At 69.8% G+C, this 17,074-nt stretch carries 18 protein-coding genes; 12 read left to right on the plus strand and 6 right to left on the minus strand.

The genetic code is table 11. The features are described from left to right. Positions 1-778 (plus strand): RDD family protein (locus M8J74_RS15130; RefSeq protein ID WP_249836895.1); only part of this gene is annotated, 778 nt, incomplete at its 5' end. 89 nt (positions 779-867) lie between these two features. Then, positions 868-1,578, plus strand: a complete 711-nt coding sequence (locus M8J74_RS15135; protein WP_249836896.1) for an RDD family protein — start codon at positions 868-870, stop codon at positions 1,576-1,578. A 20-nt stretch (positions 1,579-1,598) separates the two neighbouring features. On the opposite strand, the gene M8J74_RS15140 is transcribed toward M8J74_RS15135, so the two are convergent. Then, positions 1,599-1,859, minus strand: a complete 261-nt coding sequence (locus tag M8J74_RS15140; protein WP_249836897.1) for a hypothetical protein — start codon at positions 1,857-1,859, stop codon at positions 1,599-1,601. Between the two features lie 334 nt (positions 1,860-2,193). Here M8J74_RS15140 and M8J74_RS15145 point away from each other — a divergent pair, with 334 nt between their 5' ends. Both M8J74_RS15145 and M8J74_RS15150 read left to right on the plus strand, forming a co-directional pair. Next, the gene (locus M8J74_RS15145; RefSeq protein WP_249836898.1) at positions 2,194-4,548 is read left to right on the plus strand and encodes an immune inhibitor A domain-containing protein; all 2,355 of its coding nucleotides are present in this window, start codon (positions 2,194-2,196) and stop codon (positions 4,546-4,548) included. 134 nt (positions 4,549-4,682) lie between these two features. Beyond that, positions 4,683-5,027: a hypothetical protein gene (locus M8J74_RS15150; protein ID WP_249836899.1), complete on the plus strand. Its 345-nt coding sequence runs from the start codon at positions 4,683-4,685 to the stop codon at positions 5,025-5,027. A 793-nt stretch (positions 5,028-5,820) separates the two neighbouring features. On the opposite strand, the gene M8J74_RS15155 is transcribed toward M8J74_RS15150, so the two are convergent. Continuing rightward, positions 5,821-6,411, minus strand: a complete 591-nt coding sequence (locus M8J74_RS15155) for an isochorismatase family protein (RefSeq protein ID WP_058925044.1) — start codon at positions 6,409-6,411, stop codon at positions 5,821-5,823. A gap of 144 nt (positions 6,412-6,555) precedes the next feature. Beyond that, positions 6,556-7,905: a nicotinate phosphoribosyltransferase gene (locus M8J74_RS15160; RefSeq protein ID WP_249836900.1), complete on the minus strand. Its 1,350-nt coding sequence runs from the start codon at positions 7,903-7,905 to the stop codon at positions 6,556-6,558. A 57-nt stretch (positions 7,906-7,962) separates the two neighbouring features. Here M8J74_RS15160 and clpS point away from each other — a divergent pair, with 57 nt between their 5' ends. From clpS to M8J74_RS15190, 7 genes are all read left to right on the plus strand, one after another. Further along, complete coding sequence (gene clpS / locus M8J74_RS15165; protein ID WP_249836901.1) at positions 7,963-8,280, plus strand: ATP-dependent Clp protease adapter ClpS; 318 nt, start codon at positions 7,963-7,965, stop codon at positions 8,278-8,280. A gap of 41 nt (positions 8,281-8,321) precedes the next feature. Beyond that, complete coding sequence (locus tag M8J74_RS15170; RefSeq protein WP_249836902.1) at positions 8,322-8,924, plus strand: DUF2017 domain-containing protein; 603 nt, start codon at positions 8,322-8,324, stop codon at positions 8,922-8,924. Positions 8,925-9,269: 345 nt separating this feature from the next. Then, positions 9,270-10,700: an amino acid permease gene (locus M8J74_RS15175; protein ID WP_058925048.1), complete on the plus strand. Its 1,431-nt coding sequence runs from the start codon at positions 9,270-9,272 to the stop codon at positions 10,698-10,700. Between the two features lie 74 nt (positions 10,701-10,774). After that, on the plus strand, positions 10,775-11,197 hold the full coding sequence (locus tag M8J74_RS15180) for a M67 family metallopeptidase (protein ID WP_249836903.1): 423 nt from the start codon (positions 10,775-10,777) through the stop codon (positions 11,195-11,197). Positions 11,198-11,341: 144 nt separating this feature from the next. Further along, the gene (locus M8J74_RS45015; RefSeq protein ID WP_343234011.1) at positions 11,342-11,443 is read left to right on the plus strand and encodes a putative leader peptide; all 102 of its coding nucleotides are present in this window, start codon (positions 11,342-11,344) and stop codon (positions 11,441-11,443) included. 112 nt (positions 11,444-11,555) lie between these two features. Then, a complete protein-coding gene (locus M8J74_RS15185; protein ID WP_058925050.1) occupies positions 11,556-11,834 on the plus strand; it encodes a MoaD/ThiS family protein in 279 nt (92 codons plus the stop codon). Between the two features lie 5 nt (positions 11,835-11,839). After that, positions 11,840-12,790, plus strand: coding sequence for a PLP-dependent cysteine synthase family protein (locus M8J74_RS15190; RefSeq protein WP_249836904.1), 951 nt, complete (start codon positions 11,840-11,842; stop codon positions 12,788-12,790). Between the two features lie 7 nt (positions 12,791-12,797). Here M8J74_RS15190 and M8J74_RS15195 read toward each other — a convergent pair whose 3' ends face one another. Beyond that, the gene (locus M8J74_RS15195) at positions 12,798-13,250 is read right to left on the minus strand and encodes a type II toxin-antitoxin system PemK/MazF family toxin (protein ID WP_249836905.1); all 453 of its coding nucleotides are present in this window, start codon (positions 13,248-13,250) and stop codon (positions 12,798-12,800) included. Between the two features lie 231 nt (positions 13,251-13,481). Between M8J74_RS15195 and M8J74_RS15200 the strand changes: the two genes are divergently transcribed. Then, positions 13,482-14,234, plus strand: coding sequence for an MBL fold metallo-hydrolase (locus tag M8J74_RS15200; RefSeq protein WP_249836906.1), 753 nt, complete (start codon positions 13,482-13,484; stop codon positions 14,232-14,234). Between the two features lie 66 nt (positions 14,235-14,300). On the opposite strand, the gene M8J74_RS15205 is transcribed toward M8J74_RS15200, so the two are convergent. Further along, positions 14,301-15,551, minus strand: coding sequence for a PTS transporter subunit EIIC (locus M8J74_RS15205; RefSeq protein ID WP_249836907.1), 1,251 nt, complete (start codon positions 15,549-15,551; stop codon positions 14,301-14,303). A gap of 113 nt (positions 15,552-15,664) precedes the next feature. Then, on the minus strand, positions 15,665-16,957 hold the full coding sequence (locus tag M8J74_RS15210) for a PTS transporter subunit EIIC (protein WP_249836908.1): 1,293 nt from the start codon (positions 16,955-16,957) through the stop codon (positions 15,665-15,667). Between the last annotated feature and the right edge of the window lie 117 nt (positions 16,958-17,074).

The following is a 17,074-nucleotide window of genomic DNA, read 5'->3' on the forward strand; positions in this document are numbered from 1 at the left end:
CGGTGCTCCCGGGTTCAACGCCGGCCTGGCCGCCGCCGCCGAACACGCGGCGCAGGCGCAGGCCGCCCAGGGCGCCGCCCCGGCCGCGCTCTCCCAGCAGCCCTCCGTCTCGGTGCCGCCCCAGCCCGGCGGCCCCCAGCCCGCCGCCACCCCGATGGCCGCCGGACCCGGCGGCGGCCAGGCCTCCTGGGCCCAGCAGGTGCACCGGCTCGCGGGGGCCGAGGAGGAGCAGCCCGTCACGCCCTGGAAGCCGCCGGTGGCGGACATCTTCCAGCAGGCCGCCATGAACGCGGCCGCCGCCCGCCCGGCGGGCCTGGGCAAGCGGCTCACCGCCCGGCTGCTGGACACGGTCGTCGTCGCCGGCGTCACCGCCGCGGCCGCCGTCCCGCTCGGCACCAAGGCGGTCGACCACATCAACGGCAAGATCGACGAGGCGAAGCTCAGCGGACGGACCGTCACCGTCTGGCTGCTGGACGGGACGACCTCGGTCTACTTCGGCATCATCCTGGCCGTCCTGCTCGTCGTCGGGGTCCTCTACGAGGCGCTGCCCACCGCCAAATGGGGCCGCACGCTCGGCAAGAAGCTGCTCGGCCTGGAGGTGCGGGACATCGAGGCGCACCAGCCGCCGACCTTCGGCGGGGCGCTGCGCCGCTGGCTCGTCTACTGCGTGCCCGGGCTGCTCGGCATCGGCGTCGTGGGTGTGGCGTGGTGCCTGTTCGACCGGCCGTGGCGCCAGTGCTGGCACGACAAGGCGGCGCGTACGTTCGTCGCGGGCTGAGGGGGTCGGCCGTACGGCGTACGCGAATCGGTACTCCGGACGGCCGTCCGCCGGATGCGGAGCCGGGGGGTTCGCGGTCCACTCGGGCCATGACGACCGAACCGCCCGGCTCGGGACAGCAGCCGCCGGAAGACGACCCGTTCAGGAAACAGCCTCCGCCCGGCCAGCAACCGCCCCCAGGCGGTCAGCAGCCGCCGTACGGCGGTCAACAACCCCCCTATGGCGGTCAGCAACCGCCCCACGGCGGTCAGCAGCCGCCCTACGGTCAGCAGCCGCCTCCGGGGCAGCAGCCGCCGCCCTACGGTGGTGACCCCTACGGCGGCGGCCCCCACCCCGGCGACCCGCTCGCCGGGATGCCCCCGCTCGCCGACAGCGGCAGGCGCACGCTGGCCCGGATCATCGACCTGATCCTCGTCGGCATCGTCGTCTGGCTGGTCACCTGGCCGATCGGCGTGCACGAGTACACCGTCAACGGCAACAACGTGGCGGTCGGCAAGTCCTTCACCCAGTCCCTCATCGCCGCCGTGCTCTACATCGCCTACGACACCTTCATGATCAGCAACTCCGGGCAGACGCTCGGCAAGAAGTGGCTGAAGATGCGGGTGGCGAACCTCGACAACGGCGCCACGCCCTCGGTGCAGACCTCGCTCGCGCGGGCGGCGGTGCTGTGGATCCCGTTCGCGTTCTGCTGCGCCTGCATCTGGACCGCGATCTGTGGCGGCTGGAGCTACTTCGACCGGCCCTACAAGCAGGGCCTGCACGACAAGGCGGCGAAGACGGTGGTGGTCAGCACCGGCTGACCGGCGCCGGTGAAACCGGCTCAGGCCGCCTTCGACGAGCCCGAGGCCACGGCGGGCACGGGCTCCTCGGCCTGCTGCGGCGCGGGCCGGGAGACCGCGACGACCTTCGTCCTCGGCAGCGGCACCGTCATGGCGACGAGGAGGCCGAGGGCGAGCGCCGAGACGGCGATGACCGCGATCCCCAACCCCGAACTCGTCTGGGACAGCAGCAGCATGGCGAGCGTCGAGAAGATGACGGTGCAGGAGCCGTAGGTGAGCTGTGCGGCAGTCGGACGAGGCATGGCAATCGTGTCCTCGGAAGTGGGGGTCCACGGGGGGCGTCGGCCTGGCTTTCCGCCGGTTTCGGGGCGTGCCGCCATCCGACTCTAATCGCGTGTGTGCCCGACTGGAACGAACAGTAAGCGTGACCTAACCAACAGTGCCGGTGCACAGGGGGCGCACGGATTCATGGCGTCCATCAAGTGGACGTTCGAACGCGCCGGTCGGGGTGTCCGCTGAGCGAACCCCGGCTCCGCATAGTGCACTTGTCCTGCTCAAGTCAAGGTCTGTCTTTTCTTACCATCCTCTAGTCAAATTGCGTCACTTGACTTACCACCGTGACCACGAGGAACTCAAGTGACTCTTAAACCATGGACGTTCAGAGCCGGCGCGGTCGGTGTCGCACTCGCGGCGGCGACGGCCACGCTCTCGACGTTCGGCGTGGCGCAGGCCGCCGACAGCGCCAAGTCCGCCACCGTGGACCGCCGTGACCCGGCCGCGGCCCAGAGCACGAAGGAGCACGACCTCGACGGTCCGCTCTCCAAGACCCAGGAGGCCCAGCGCCAGGAGGCCCTGAACCAGGTCATATCCGGCAAGGCGTCGGCCAAGGACCGCGACGGTTCGCGGGTCGTCCAGCTCAAGAGCAAGAAGGGCGACGGCAAGTACGTCGAACTGGGCCGCGAGAAGACGGACAAGATCTTCACGATCCTGGTCGAGTTCGGCGACCAGGTCGACAGCCGCTACGGCGGCACCGCGGGCCCGCTGCACAACCAGATAGCCGAGCCGGACCGGGCCAAGGACAACTCCACCGCCTGGCAGGCGGACTACGACCAGCAGCACTTCCAGGACCTGTACTTCGGCACCGGCAAGAACACCGAGTCGCTGAAGAAGTACTACGAGAAGCAGTCCTCGGGCCGCTACTCGGTCGACGGCGAGGTCACCGACTGGGTCAAGGTCCCCTACAACGAGGCCCGTTACGGCAACAACGCCTGCGGCTCGACGACCTGCTCCAGCGTCTGGAACCTGGTCCGCGACGGCCTGACCTCCTGGGTCGCCGGCCAGAAGGCGGCCGGCAAGTCCGACGCCGACATCAAGGCGGACCTCGCCCAGTACGACCAGTGGGACCGCTACGACTACGACGGCGACGGCGACTTCAACGAGCCCGACGGCTACGTCGACCACTTCCAGATCGTGCACGCCGGCGAGGACGAGTCCGCGGGCGGCGGCGCCCAGGGCACCGACGCGATCTGGGCGCACCGCTGGTACGCCTTCGGCTCGGACGCCGGCGCCACCGGCCCCGCGAACAACCGGCTCGGCGGCACCCAGGTCGGCGACACCGGCGTCTGGGTCGGCGACTACACGATGCAGCCGGAGAACGGCGGACTCGGCGTCTACGCCCACGAGTACGGCCACGACCTCGGCCTGCCGGACGAGTACGACACCAACGGCGGCGAGAACTCCACCGGGTTCTGGACGCTGATGTCCTCCGGTTCCTGGCTCGGCACCGGCAAGAACGCCATCGGCGACCTGCCGGGCGACATGAACGCCTGGGACAAGCTCCAGCTGGGCTGGCTGAACTACGACACGGCGAAGGCCGCGACGAAGTCGAAGCACAAGCTGGGCGTCGCCGAGTACAACACCAAGAACAAGCAGGCCCTGGTGGTCACGCTGCCCGACAAGGCGGTCACCACCGAGGTGGTCACCCCGGCGCAGGGCTCGACCCAGTGGTGGAGCGGCAGCGGCAACGACCTGAAGAACACGCTGACCCGGTCGGTGGACCTCACCGGCAAGTCCTCGGCGGCGCTGACCCTCGACGGCTACTACGACATCGAGGCGAACTACGACTTCCTGTACGCGGAGGTCTCGACCGACGGCGGCGCCAACTGGACCGCTCTCGACGGCACGGTGGACGGCCAGGCCATCCCGCGCGACGGCAGCGACAAGCCGGCGCTGACGGGCACGGTCGACGGCTACAAGAAGCTGTCGTACTCGCTCGACGCCTACGCGGGCAAGAAGATCGACCTGCGCTTCCGCTACCAGACGGACGGCGGTGTGGCGCTCAAGGGCTTCGCGGCCGACGAGATCACCGTCACGGCCGACGGTGCGGCGGTGTTCTCCGACAACGCCGAGTCCGCGGACGCCGGTTGGGCCGCGAGCGGCTTCTCCCGCATCGGCGCGTCCTTCACCAAGGACTACAAGCAGTACTACATCGCCGAGAACCGCCAGTACGTGTCGTACGACAAGACCCTGAAGGTCGGCCCGTACAACTTCGGCTTCTCGACGACCCGTCCGGACTGGGTGGAGCACTACCCGTACCAGAACGGCCTGTTGATCTGGAAGTGGGACACCTCCCAGCCGGACAACAACACCGGTGACCACCCGGGCACGGGCCAGATCCTGCCGATCGACTCGCACCCGGTGCCGCTGAAGTGGTCCGACGGCACGCTGATGCGGGGCCGCATCCAGGCCTACGACTCGCCGTTCAGCCTGTACCCGACGGACGGCATCACGCTGCACAAGGCGGACGTCGCGACCAAGATCAAGTGGTCGTGGGGGGTGCCGGTCTTCAACGACCACGCGAGCACCTACTACGACGCCTCGAACCCGGCCGCGGGCGTGAAGGTCACTGACACCAACACCAAGATCAAGATCGTCCGGGAGGCCCTTGACGGCTCGACGATCTCGCTCGAGGTGGGGCGTGCGGTGAAGTAGTTCGAGTTTTCGCAGGTCAGAGACGTATCGGCGGTGACCCCTTGGCGGGTCGCCGCCGATCGTGTTTAGGTGCGTGCTGTGCCGTTCTTATTGACAGTCCCTTCGACACCGACACGCACGGGGGTGTGACCTGCATGGCCGCAGGAGGTTTCTGCAAGCTGCCGAGCGGCAGCGTGGTGGTGGCGCTGAACCTGCCCAGCCCCACCGCCGACGGCACGGACTGCGTCCGTGTCCTCGTCCACGCCCGCAACCGGGCGCGCGCCCTGACCAGGCTGCGCAACCTGGGCATGCGGGCGGTCTACCTGCGGGGCAACGCCGCCCCGCCGACCCCGGACGAGATCACGGCCGTCCTGCACCACCCCGACGGCCTGATATGGCGCACAGCCCCTGACAACGGTGTCCTGCCCGCCCCGGACCTGGTCCAGGAACTCTGGCACCCGATCAAGGCCCTCCTCCGCAGACCGGCGACCCCGGCATGACCAACCCCTGACCGGGCGTCTCAGGCCGCTTCCCGACGCCGGTGCACTTCGCATCCGCCGCGACGGCGACCAGTCACGACGCCGCCGTCCGGCGGTGCCGTCCCTGCCCCGGCCGTGTCGCTGCGACGACCGGCAGGGCCCAGCGGGCATCGGCCGTCCGTCCCGGGGGCGGGGCGCTCGACCGGGCGTCTCGGGCCGGTCTCTACGCCGGTGCACTGCGCTCCGCCGCGACGGCGACCAGTCACGACGCCGCCGTCCGGCGGTGCCGTCCCTGCCCCGGCCGTGTCGCTGCGACGACCGGCAGGGCCCAGCGGGCATCGGCCGTCCGTCCCGGGGGCGGGGCGCTCGACCGGGCGTCTCGGGCCGGTCTCTACGCCGGTGCACTGCGCTCCGCCGCGACGGCGACCAGTCACGACGCCGCCGTCCGGCGGTGCCGTCCCTGCCCCGGCCGTGTCGCTGCGACGACCGGCAGGGCCCAGCGGGCATCGGCCGTCCGTCCCGGGGGCGGGGCGCTCGACCGGGCGTCTCGGGCCGGTCTCTACGCCGGTGCACTGCGCTCCGCCGCGACGGCGACCAGTCACGACGCCGCCGTCCGGCGGTGCCGTCCTGGCCTTGGCCGGGTCGCTGCGGCGACCGGCGGGGCGCAGGGGTGGTCGGCCGTCCGTCTCGGGGGCGGGGGCGCCTGACCGGGCGTCTCAGGTGGACGCCGGTGCACTTCGCCCCGCCGCGACGGTGATCAGCCACGGCGTGCTGTCCGGCGGTGCCGGTTCGGGTCCCCCCGCCGGGGGACCGGCTACGCGACCACCGGCTTGCCGGTGAGTTCCACGCCCGCCTCTCGCATCTGCTCCAGGGCGCGGTCGGTGGTCTCCTGGGCGACGCCGGCCGTCAGGTCGAGCAGCACCTGGGTGCGGAAACCCTCGCGGGCCGCGTCCAGCGCGGTGGCCCGGACGCAGTGGTCGGTGGCTATGCCGACCACGTCGACCTCGACGACGTCCCGGGCGCGCAGCCAGTCGGCCAGCGGCACGCCGTTCTCGTCGGCGCCCTCGAAGCCGCTGTAGGCCGCCGCGTACGCCCCCTTGTCGAAGACGGCGTCGACGGCGCCGGAGGCGACGGCGGGCGCGAAGTTCGGGTGGAAACCGACGCCTTCCGTGCCGGCGACGCAGTGCGCGGGCCAGGAGTGGACGAAGTCGGGGTTGTCGGCGAAGTGGCCGCCGGGCGCGATGTGGTGGTCGCGGGTGGCCACCACATGCTGGTAGCCGGAGCCGGCCGCCTGCCCGATCAGCTCGGTGACGGCGGCGGCCACGTCGGCACCCCCGGCCACGGCGAGGCTGCCCCCCTCGCAGAAGTCGTTCTGCACGTCTACGACGATCAAGGCGCGGCGCATGGTCGGTGTCCTTCGACTATGGGGTCGGGGGGAGAGAAGGGGGGTGCGGGCCCGGCCGGTGAACTTCCGAGCCTATTGAGTTCGGGGGGCGCAGGGGAGGGGGCACGACAGGGCGTATCCGCGGGCGCGTGCGGTGTGCGCCCGCTACTGGCTACCCGAGCGGACGTGTACGTACTCCGTCGGAATGACGGGTTCCCCGCGGGAGAGCTGGGTGGCCGACAGCGGCAGGCCGGCCCGCGCGGCCGCATGCCGGTCGCGAACGACGTCCAGCGGCTCGCGGGCGATCACGTCGCCGCCCTTGATCAGCTCCACCGGCAGCTGCCGGTCGGCGAGCTCGGCCGGGACGAGTCCCGTGCCGACGACCTCGGCCTCCGCGACCCCGTCGGCGTCGAGCCGCCGCGCGGCCCACTTGCGGCCGCCGATGGACGTCTTGCCGCCGCTGGACTTCTTCGCCACCGGCACCAGCGGCGCCTTCGGGTCGGCGGACTCGGCGCGGGCGACCAGCTTGTAGACCATCGAGCACGTCGGGTGCCCGGACCCGGTCACCAGCTGGGTGCCGACGCCGTACGCGTCCACGGGCGCCGCCGCCAGCGAGGCGATGGCGTACTCGTCCAGGTCCGAGGTCACGATGATCTTCGTGCTGGTCGCGCCGAGCTCGTCCAGCTGCTGGCGCACCCGGTGCGCGACCAGCAGCAGGTCGCCGGAGTCGATGCGCACGGCGCCGAGCTCCGGCCCGGCGATCTCGACGGCCAGGCGGACGGCCTCGGCGACGTCGTAGGTGTCCACGAGCAGGGTCGTGCCCCGGCCCAGCGAGTCCACCTGGGCGCGGAAGGCGTCCCGCTCGTGGTCGTGGAGCAGGGTGAAGGCGTGGGCGGAGGTGCCGACGGTCGGGATGTTGTAGCGGAAGCCGGCCGCGAGGTCGGAGGTGGAGGCGAAGCCGCCGAGGTAGGCGGCGCGGGAGGCGGCCACGGCCGCGAGCTCGTGGGTGCGGCGGGCGCCCATCTCGATCAGCGGGCGGGTGCCCGCCGCCGAGGACATCCGGGAGGCGGCCGCGGCGATCGCGGAGTCGTGGTTGAGGATCGACAGGATCACGGTCTCCAGCAGCACGCACTCGGCGAACGACCCCTCGACGCGCATGATCGGCGAGCCCGGGAAGTACACCTCGCCCTCGGGGTAGCCCCACACGTCGCCGCTGAACCGGTAGCCGGCGAGCCACTGAAGGGTCGCCTCGTCGACGATGCCCTTCTCGCGCAGGAAGGCCAGGACGCCGGCGTCGAAGCGGAAGTTCTCCACGGCGTCCAGGACCCGCCCGGTGCCGGCGACGACGCCGTAGCGGCGGCCCTCGGGCAGCCGCCGGGTGAAGACCTCGAAGACCGACCTCCGTTCGGCGGTACCGGCCTTGAGGGCCGCCTGCAGCATCGTGAGCTCGTACTGGTCCGTGAAGAGCGCCGTCGAGGGAACGTCCACCGGCAGCCCAAGGTCCGCTGTGTTCATGACGAGCATGCTACACCCCTTCGCGTCAGTGTGACGATTTATCGGGGCCGTGGCAGCATGGGCCTTGTGACGTCACCCGCTCCCGTAGAGATCGAACGCACCGAGTCGGCGGAGGAGGTCTTCGCCGTACCCGAGCCGGACGTCCCCTGGGTCACGATCGTCCACAACGACCCGGTCAACCTCATGAGCTACGTGACCTACGTCTTCCAGACGTACTTCGGGTACTCGAAGGACAAGGCCACCAAACTCATGCTCGATGTCCACCACAAGGGCCGGGCGGTCGTCTCCAGCGGTACCCGCGAGGAGATGGAACGCGACGTGCAGGCGATGCACGGCTACGGCCTGTGGGCCACCCTCCAGCAGGACCGGAAATGACCCCCTCCCGCGCGCAGGACCGGAAGTAGCGAACCTCCTCCATGCCAGGACACTTCGAACCGCTCCCCGGCGGCGGCGCGGCCGTCGCACTCGACGACGTCGAGATCTCCATCATCCGGTCGCTCGCCGTCCAGTTGCTGGAGCTCATCGGCCCCGGACCCGGCGCCGACGCCTCCGGCGACCCGCTCGCGGAGCTCTTCGCCGAGGGCCCGAGCGAACCGCCGAAGGACCCCGTGCTCAAGCGGCTCTTCCCGGACGCCTACTGCGACCCGGAGGGCACCCCCGCGCCCGAGGAGGCCCGGGAGCGGCAGGCCCACTCCGCCGAGTTCCGCCGCTACACCGAGAACGACCTGCGGTCCGGCAAGCGCGAGAACGCCCTCACGGTCGTGCGCACCCTCGACGCACTCACCCCGGCCGCCGACGGCGGAGCGGTCCTGGAGCTGTCCGTCGAGCAGTCCCGGCAGTGGCTGGGCTCCCTCAACGACCTGCGCCTGGCGATCGGCTCCCGGCTGGAGATCACCGACGAGGACGACACCGACGCCCTCTACCGGCTCCCGGACGACGACCCCCGTAAGCCCATGGTGATGGCCTATCTGTGGCTGGGCGGGCTCCAGGAGACGCTGGTGAACACCCTCCTGCCCTGAAATGTGCAGGTTTCGTGTTCGCTCAGAGGACGCTCAAATCCGGATAACGATCGAGTCACCGGTCCGGCCGGGTGTGTCCGTTTTCTGCGCTGTTTGCTCCCTTCTCCTTGTGTGATGCGCCACAAGTCCCCCCGGTGATCCGCGGTGCGGCCGTGATAAATCTTCACGACCGCCCGGCGAACACCACCCGAATGTTCGGCCGGGTGCGCCACAGCGCCGACGACCGTCGGCCTGGCACGAGCGGGACCCGAGCCCGCTCAGCTCCATTTCAGTCCGGGGGGATCGAGACCCGATCCGAGGCCGACGAGAGGCCCGGGTCGGCATGGAGAAAGGCGCACCACACACATGACCTCCGCTCAGGTCGACACAGGCTCGGAGCAGACCTCCGAAGAGGGGTACGAGCGCGGACTCGGCAGTCGCCAGGTCCAGATGATCGCGATCGGCGGCGCCATCGGCGTCGGCCTCTTCCTGGGAGCCGGGGCGAACATCGCCAAGGCCGGTCCCAGCCTCATCCTGATGTACGCCCTCGCCGGCGCCATCGTCTTCTTCATCATGCGGGCGCTCGGCGAACTGCTCCTGTACCGCCCGGTCTCGGGCTCCTTCGCGGAGTACTCCCGCGAGTTCCTCGGCCCGTTCTTCGGCTACTTCACCGGCTGGACGTACTGGCTGATGTGGGTCGTCACCGGCATGGCCGAGCTCACCGCCGCCGCGATCTACGTCAACTACTGGTTCCCGGCGGTCCCCCAGTGGGTGACGGCCCTGGTCTTCCTGGTGATCCTCTTCGGGGTCAACCTGATCTCGGTGAAGGTCTTCGGCGAGCTCGAGTTCTGGTTCTCGATGGTCAAGGTCACCGCCCTGATCGGCATGATCGTGATCGGCCTCGGCGTGCTCACCCTCGGCTTCAGCAACGCCGGTGACACGGCCTCGGTCGCCAACCTCTGGCAGTTCGACGGCTTCTTCCCCAAGGGCATCGGCTCGTCCCTGATGACGCTCCAGGGCGTCATGTTCGCCTACCTCGCCGTCGAGCTCGTCGGTGTCACCGCGGGCGAGTCCGAGAACCCCGAGAAGACCCTGCCCAAGGCGATCAACACCCTGCCCTGGCGCATCGCGCTGTTCTACGTCGGCGCCCTCACCGTGATCCTGTGCGTGGTGAAGTGGACCGACTTCGCGGCCGGGGTGAGCCCCTTCGTGAAGGCTTTCGCGGTGATCGGCATCCCGGCCGGCGCCGGCATCGTCAACTTCGTCGTGCTGACCGCGGCCCTGTCCTCCTGCAACTCCGGCATGTACTCCACGGGCCGCATGCTGCGCACCCTCGCCGACAACGGTGAGGCCCCGGCGGTCTTCCGCAAGCTGTCCTCGACCAGGACGCCGGCCTTCGGCATCACGGTCTCGGTCCTGTTCATGGGCATCGGCGTCGTCCTGAACTACGTCGTCCCGGAGAAGGCCTTCGGCTACGTCACCTCGGTGGCCACCGCGGCCGGCATCTGGACCTGGCTGATGATCCTCGTCAGCCACGTCCGCTACCGCCGTCAAGTCGTCGCCGGCCGCCTGCCCGCCTCCGCCTTCCCGGCGCCGGGCGGCGCGGTGTGCAGCTGGATCGCCATCGTCTTCCTGCTCTTCGTCACCGGCCTCATCGCCTACGACGCCGACTCGCGGGTCTGCCTCTACGTGATGGCCGGCTGGGCCGCCGCCCTCGGCGTCGGCTGGGCCGTGCTGAAGGCCCGCAACCCGCAGATCGCGGAGCGGCGCGAGCCGGAGCTGGAGAAGGTCGGCTGACCTCCCGTTCAGCATGTGGGCCGCCCCGTACCACCCTTCGGTACGGGGCGGCCCCTCTGCTTATCCTTGCCGGCATGCTGACTATCACCCAGGCCCTCGTCGACCAGATCGTCGCCCACGCGCGCAAGGACCACCCCGACGAGGCGTGCGGCGTCGTCGCCGGGCCGGCCGGATCGGACCGCCCCGAGCGCTTCATCCCCATGCTCAACGCGGCCATGTCGCCGACCTTCTACGAGTTCGACTCCGGCGACCTGCTCAAGCTCTACCGCGAGATGGACGACCGCGACGAGGAGCCGGTGATCATCTACCACTCCCACACGGCCACCGAGGCCCGCCCCTCCCGCACCGACATCTCCTACGCCAACGAGCCCGGCGCCCACTACGTCCTGGTCTCCACCGCCGACACCGACGGCCTCGGCGAGTTCCAGTTCCGCTCCTTCCGGATCGTGGACGGCGAGGTGACCGAGGAGGAGGTCACCGTCGTCGAGGCATACTGAGCCCGTACCGAGGCCCCCTGCGCCCTGCCCGACCGGGGACACCGGCGTCCGTCTGAGCTGGGTGGTCTCAGCAGCCGGTCGGAATGGGTCCGGAGTGTGAGATCACACTCCGGGTCGGGTACCGGGAATCGATACGATGACCGCATGGTTTTCCACGACGTGAGCGAAAAGACGCCGGGCACCCTGCTCGTGGCGCGGCTGCACGTCGACCTGTGCAGGCTGAACAGCGCCCTCTGTCCGAGCTGACCCCTGCCGCCGTACGGCCGTGGGCCGCGGCGCCTCACCGCACCACCCCCGCAGTACTGCGCTGCCGCGCGCGCACCGACCAGCCGAAAACTTCCGACAGGAGTCCTGAGCCATGGCCATCGAGGTCCGCATCCCCACCATCCTCCGCACCTACACCGACGGTCAGAAGGCGGTGGAGGGCACCGGGGACACCCTCGCCGAGCTCTTCGCCGACCTCGAGACCCGGCATGCGGGCATCCAGGCCCGCATCGTGGACGGCGGCGAGCTGCGCCGGTTCGTCAACGTCTACCTGAACGACGAGGACGTCCGCTTCCTCGACGGCATCAACACCAAGCTCACCGACGGCGACAACGTCACGATCCTGCCGGCCGTGGCCGGCGGTATGGCCTGATCCCCATGCGCTACGACTCCCCGATCGCCGCGGTAGGCAACACCCCCCTGGTGTGCCTGCCGCGGCTGTCGCCGTCCGAGGACGTCCGCATCTGGGCCAAGCTGGAGGACCGCAACCCCACCGGCTCGATCAAGGACCGTCCCGCGCTGCACATGATCGAGCAGGCGGAGAAGGAGGGGCGGCTCACCCCCGGCTGCACGATCCTGGAGCCGACCTCCGGCAACACCGGCATCTCCCTCGCCATGGCCGCCAAGCTCAAGGGCTACCGCATGGTGTGCGTGATGCCCGAGAACACCTCGCAGGAGCGCCGGGATCTGCTCGGCATGTGGGGCGCCGAGATCATCCCCTCCCCGGCCGCGGGCGGCTCCAACACCGCCGTACGGGTCGCCAAGGAGCTCTCCGCCGAGCACCCCGACTGGGTGATGCTCTACCAGTACGGCAACCCCGACAACGCCGGCGCGCACTACGCCACCACCGGCCCCGAGATCCTCGCCGACCTGCCCTCCATCACCCACTTCGTCGCCGGCCTCGGCACGACGGGCACCCTGATGGGCGTCGGCCGCTACCTCCGCGAGAACAAGCCGCAGGTCAAGATCGTCGCCGCCGAACCGCGCTACGACGACCTGGTGTACGGCCTGCGCAACCTCGACGAGGGCTTCGTACCCGAGCTGTACGACGCCTCCGTCCTCACCACCCGCTTCTCGGTCGGCTCCGCGGACGCCGTCACCCGCACCCGTGAACTCCTCCAGCAGGAGGGCATCTTCGCGGGCGTCTCCACGGGCGCGGCCCTGCACGCGGCCATCGGCGTCGGCAACAAGGCCCTGAAGGCGGGGGAGTCCGCCGACATCGTGTTCGTCGTGGCCGACGGCGGCTGGAAGTACCTGTCGACGGGCGTCTACACGGCGGCCACGACGGAGGAGGCCATCGAGACGCTCCAGGGACAGCTCTGGGCGTAGGCGCGCCTCACGTCGCGAGGTGACGGACCTGGTCCCACAGGACCGGGTCCACCACACCGGCCCGGCGCCGGAACTCCCACACCGGCACCTCGCGCAGCTCGTCCGTCTCCAAAAAGCTCGCCCGGCCCTGGCGGTCGCCCACCGCGCCCGGGGGCAGCGCGATCACCCCGGGCCGTTCGTCGTGGTACTTGCTGGTGATCTTCGCGACCGTCGCCCGCTCCCCGTGCACCACCAGTACCAGGCAGGGCCGGTCCTTCTTGCCGGGCCCGTCCTCGAAGGGGACGTTGGCCCACCAGATCTCGGCGGGCCTGGGCCGCTGCCGGCCCCGCTCGCCCGGCCGCCCCGGCGGCCGGGTCCGCCGCCCCTCTGGGCGCCTGCCGCGCCCCCAGCCGTCGACGAGCGTGGCGACCAGCGCCAGCAGTACCACCGCCGCGAGCGCCAGCCACCAGGACGTGTCCATGCGGACGACGGTACCGGGGCGCGCGGCTCGGCGCGCGCCCTCTCCGGTGTCTCACGCGCCCCACTTCCAGCCGAACCGGTGACACCACAGGTGAGTTCGCCCACAACAGCCCTTGGCGGAGGAGCGACGAGGGGTTTTGCGCCTTACGCTCGACGGACCGCACGACCCCCGACGCCCCGTCCCCGATCTTCTGGATTCTCTGGATTTCCAGCCAGCGGAGGTTTCTGTTTCATGAAGCTCACCGTCGTCGGCTGCTCGGGGTCGTTCCCGTCCGCGGAATCGGCCTGCTCGAGCTACCTCGTCGAGGCCGACGGCTTCCGGCTGCTCCTCGACATGGGCAACGGCGCCCTCGGCGAGCTGCAGCGCCACTGCGGTCTCTACGACCTCGACGCGATCTTCCTCAGCCATCTGCACGCCGACCACTGCATCGACATGTGCGCGTACTTCGTCGCGCGCTACTACCGCCACGACGGCGGCCGCTGCGACCCGATCCCCGTCTACGGCCCCGAAGGCACCGAACACCGCCTGACCACCGCCTACGCGGACACCCCCACCGCCTCCTCCATGAGCGAGGTCTTCGACTTCCACACCGTCAAGCCCTCCACGTTCGAGATCGGCCCGTTCACGGTGCACACGGAACGCGTGGCCCATCCGGTGGAGGCGTACGGCATCCGGATCGAGCACGGCGGCAAGTCCCTGACGTACTCCGGCGACACGGGCGTGACCTCCGTGCTGGACGAACTCGCCCGCGACACCGACCTGTTCCTGTGCGAGGCGGCCTTCACGCACGGCAAGGAGAACATCCCCGACCTGCACCTCAACGGCCGCGAGGCAGGGGAGTCGGCGGCCCGGGCGGGCGCCCGGCGCCTGCTGCTGACCCACATCCCGCCGTGGACCGACCCGCAGATCAACCTGGCCGACGCGCGTGCCGCGTACGCGGGACCGGTGGAGCTGGCGACGCCGAGGATGTCGTACGACATCTGACGCCCACGACATGACGAAGGCCCCCGGAGCCGTGGAGCTCCGGGGGCCTTCGTGCCGGGGTGGGGCCTACGCCTTGGTGAGGTCCTCGACCTCCTCCTCGGGCTCCCGGCCCGGGGTGGGCAGGTTGAACTTCGAGATGGCGAAGCGGAAGACGACGTAGTAGATCGCGCCGAAGACGAGGCCGATCGGGATGATCAGCCACGGCTTGGTGGCCAGGCTCCAGTTGAGCCCGTAGTCGATGGCGCCCGCCGAGAAGGTGAAGCCCGCGTGCACGCCCAGCGCCCAGGTGACGGCCATCGACAGGGCGGTGAGCACCGCGTGGATGCCGTAGAGCACCGGGGCGATGAACATGAACGAGAACTCGATCGGCTCGGTCACACCGGTCATGAAGGAGGTCAGCGCGAGCGAGATCATCATGCCCATCACGGCCTTGCGGCGCTCGGGGCGGGCGGAGTGCGCGATGGCGATCGCGGCGGCCGGCAGACCGAACATCATGATCGGGAAGAAGCCGGACATGAACTGACCGGCGGTCGGGTCACCGGCGAAGAAGCGGGTCAGGTCGCCGTGGACGACGGTGCCGGCGGCGTTCTTGAAGTCACCGATCTGGAACCAGGCCACGGAGTTGACGAACTGGTGCATGCCGATCGGGATGAGCCCGCGGTTGATCAGACCGAACAGACCGGCGCCGAAGGCCCCGAGGCCGGTGATCTGCTCGCCCACGTTGGAGATGCCCTCACCGATGGGCTTCCAGACCAGACCGAAGAAGACGCCCATGACCAGACCGACGAAGGCCATGATGATCGGCACCAGGCGGCGGCCGTTGAAGAAGCCGAGCCAGTCCACCAGCTTGGTGCGGTGGAAGCGCTGCCAGAGCACCGCGGACAGCAGGCCCATGATGATGCCGCCGAGCACACCGGGGTTGTTGTAGGTCGCGGCTATGTCCGCGCCCTTGAGGACCTTCGCCTCGGTGACCGGGAACGCCTTCAGGACGTTGCTGTAGACCAGGAAGCCGACGAGCGCCGCGAGGGCCGTCGAGCCGTCGGACTTCTTCGCGAAGCCGATCGCCACACCGATGCAGAAGAGCAGCGGCAGGTTGTCGAAGATCGCGCCACCCGCCGTGGCGAAGACCGCCGTGACCTTGTCGGGCAGGTGCAGCTTGTCGTGGATGTCCTGCTGGCCGAAGCGCAGCAGGATGCCCGCGGCCGGCAGTACGGCGATCGGGAGCTGCAGACTGCGACCGATCTTCTGCAGGCCCTGGAACAGGCCTGATCCCCACTTCTTCGTGGGGGCCGCCGTGGGCGCGGTGGCGGTGCTCATAGACTTCCTCCATCGGGTGGTGGTCTACACCACTCAGTGGTGTAGACCTGTTGTAGCACGATGAAGGTGGCATAAGGAACCCGCGATTCCCGTGACTGTGGTACTACGTTCGGCTACGCCCTGGTGACGTCCTCGTGGTCCTCCTCCGGCTCCCTGCCGGGGGTCCTGAGATCGAATCTCGTGATCGCGAAACGGAAGATCGCGTAGTAGACCGCGGCGAAGCCGAGCCCGATCGGGACGATCGCCCAAGGCCTCGTCGCCAGGTTCCAGTTGATGATGTAGTCGATCAGCCCGGCCGAGAAACTGAACCCGTCGTGCACCCCGAGCCCCCACGTCACCGCCATCGACACACCCGTCAACAGCGCGTGGATCGCGTACAGCCCCGGCGCGATGAACAGGAACGAGTACTCGATCGGCTCGGTGATGCCCGTGACGAACGACGTCAGCGCGACCGACAGCATCAGGCCGCCGATCTCCTTGCGGCGCTCCGGCCGGGCGCAGTGCGTGATCGCCAGGGCCGCGGCCGGCAGCGCGAACATCATGATCGGGAAGAAGCCCGACGTGAACTGGCCCGCGTGCGGGTCGCCGGCCAGGAACATGTTGATGTCACCGTGCACCACCGTGCCGTCCGGCTTGGTGTAACTGCCGAACTGGAACCAGATGGGCACGTTCAGGAACTGGTGCAGACCCACCACCAGCAGCGCCCGGTTGGCCACACCGAACACGCCCGCACCCCACGAACCCAGACCCTTCAGCCAGTTGGAGAAACTCTCCAGACCGTCGCCGATCGGCGGCCACACCCACAGGGACAGCGCCGCGAACGCGATCGCCACGAACGCCATGATGATCGGCACCAGCCGGCGGCCGTTGAAGAAGCCGAGCCAGTCCACCAGCTTCGTGCGGTGGTAGCGCTGCCAGAAGAACGCCGCCAGCAGCCCCAGCACGATGCCGCCGAACACCCCCGGGTTCTGGTACGTGAACCCCGCCACCGACTGGTCGGCCGTCGCCTGGCAGCCGATACCGGGCAGCGCCTTCGAACCAGGCGGGCAGTCCCTCGGGAACTGCAGCAGCACGTTGTGGTAGACGAGGAACCCGGCGACCGCCGCCAGCGCCGTCGAACCGTCCGCCTTCTTCGCCATGCCGATCGCCACGCCGACGCAGAACAGCAGCGGCAGCCCCAGCGAACCGTCGAGCAGCGCCCCGCCCGCGCCCGCCATCACCTTCGAGACGTTGTCCCACCCCAGCCCGTCCGCCCCGAACACGTCCGGCTGGCCGAGGCGGTTGAGGATGCCCGCGGCCGGCAGCACCGCGATCGGCAGCTGCAGACTCCGACCCATCTTCTGCAACCCCTGAAACGCCCTGTTCCAGCGGGCGCGGCCCGGGCTCACCTCGGCGTTCGTGGTCATCGGTTGGCGACCGCCTGTCGTGTGGTGTAGACCAGTCGTGGACGAGTGGGTTTGCTGTGACGTCATCCTTCGGTACACACGGCACAATCGCTCGCGAAGTTGGGCCAACTGTGCGTG

Source organism: Streptomyces panaciradicis (assembly GCF_023516615.1).
GTDB lineage: Bacteria > Actinomycetota > Actinomycetes > Streptomycetales > Streptomycetaceae > Streptomyces > Streptomyces panaciradicis.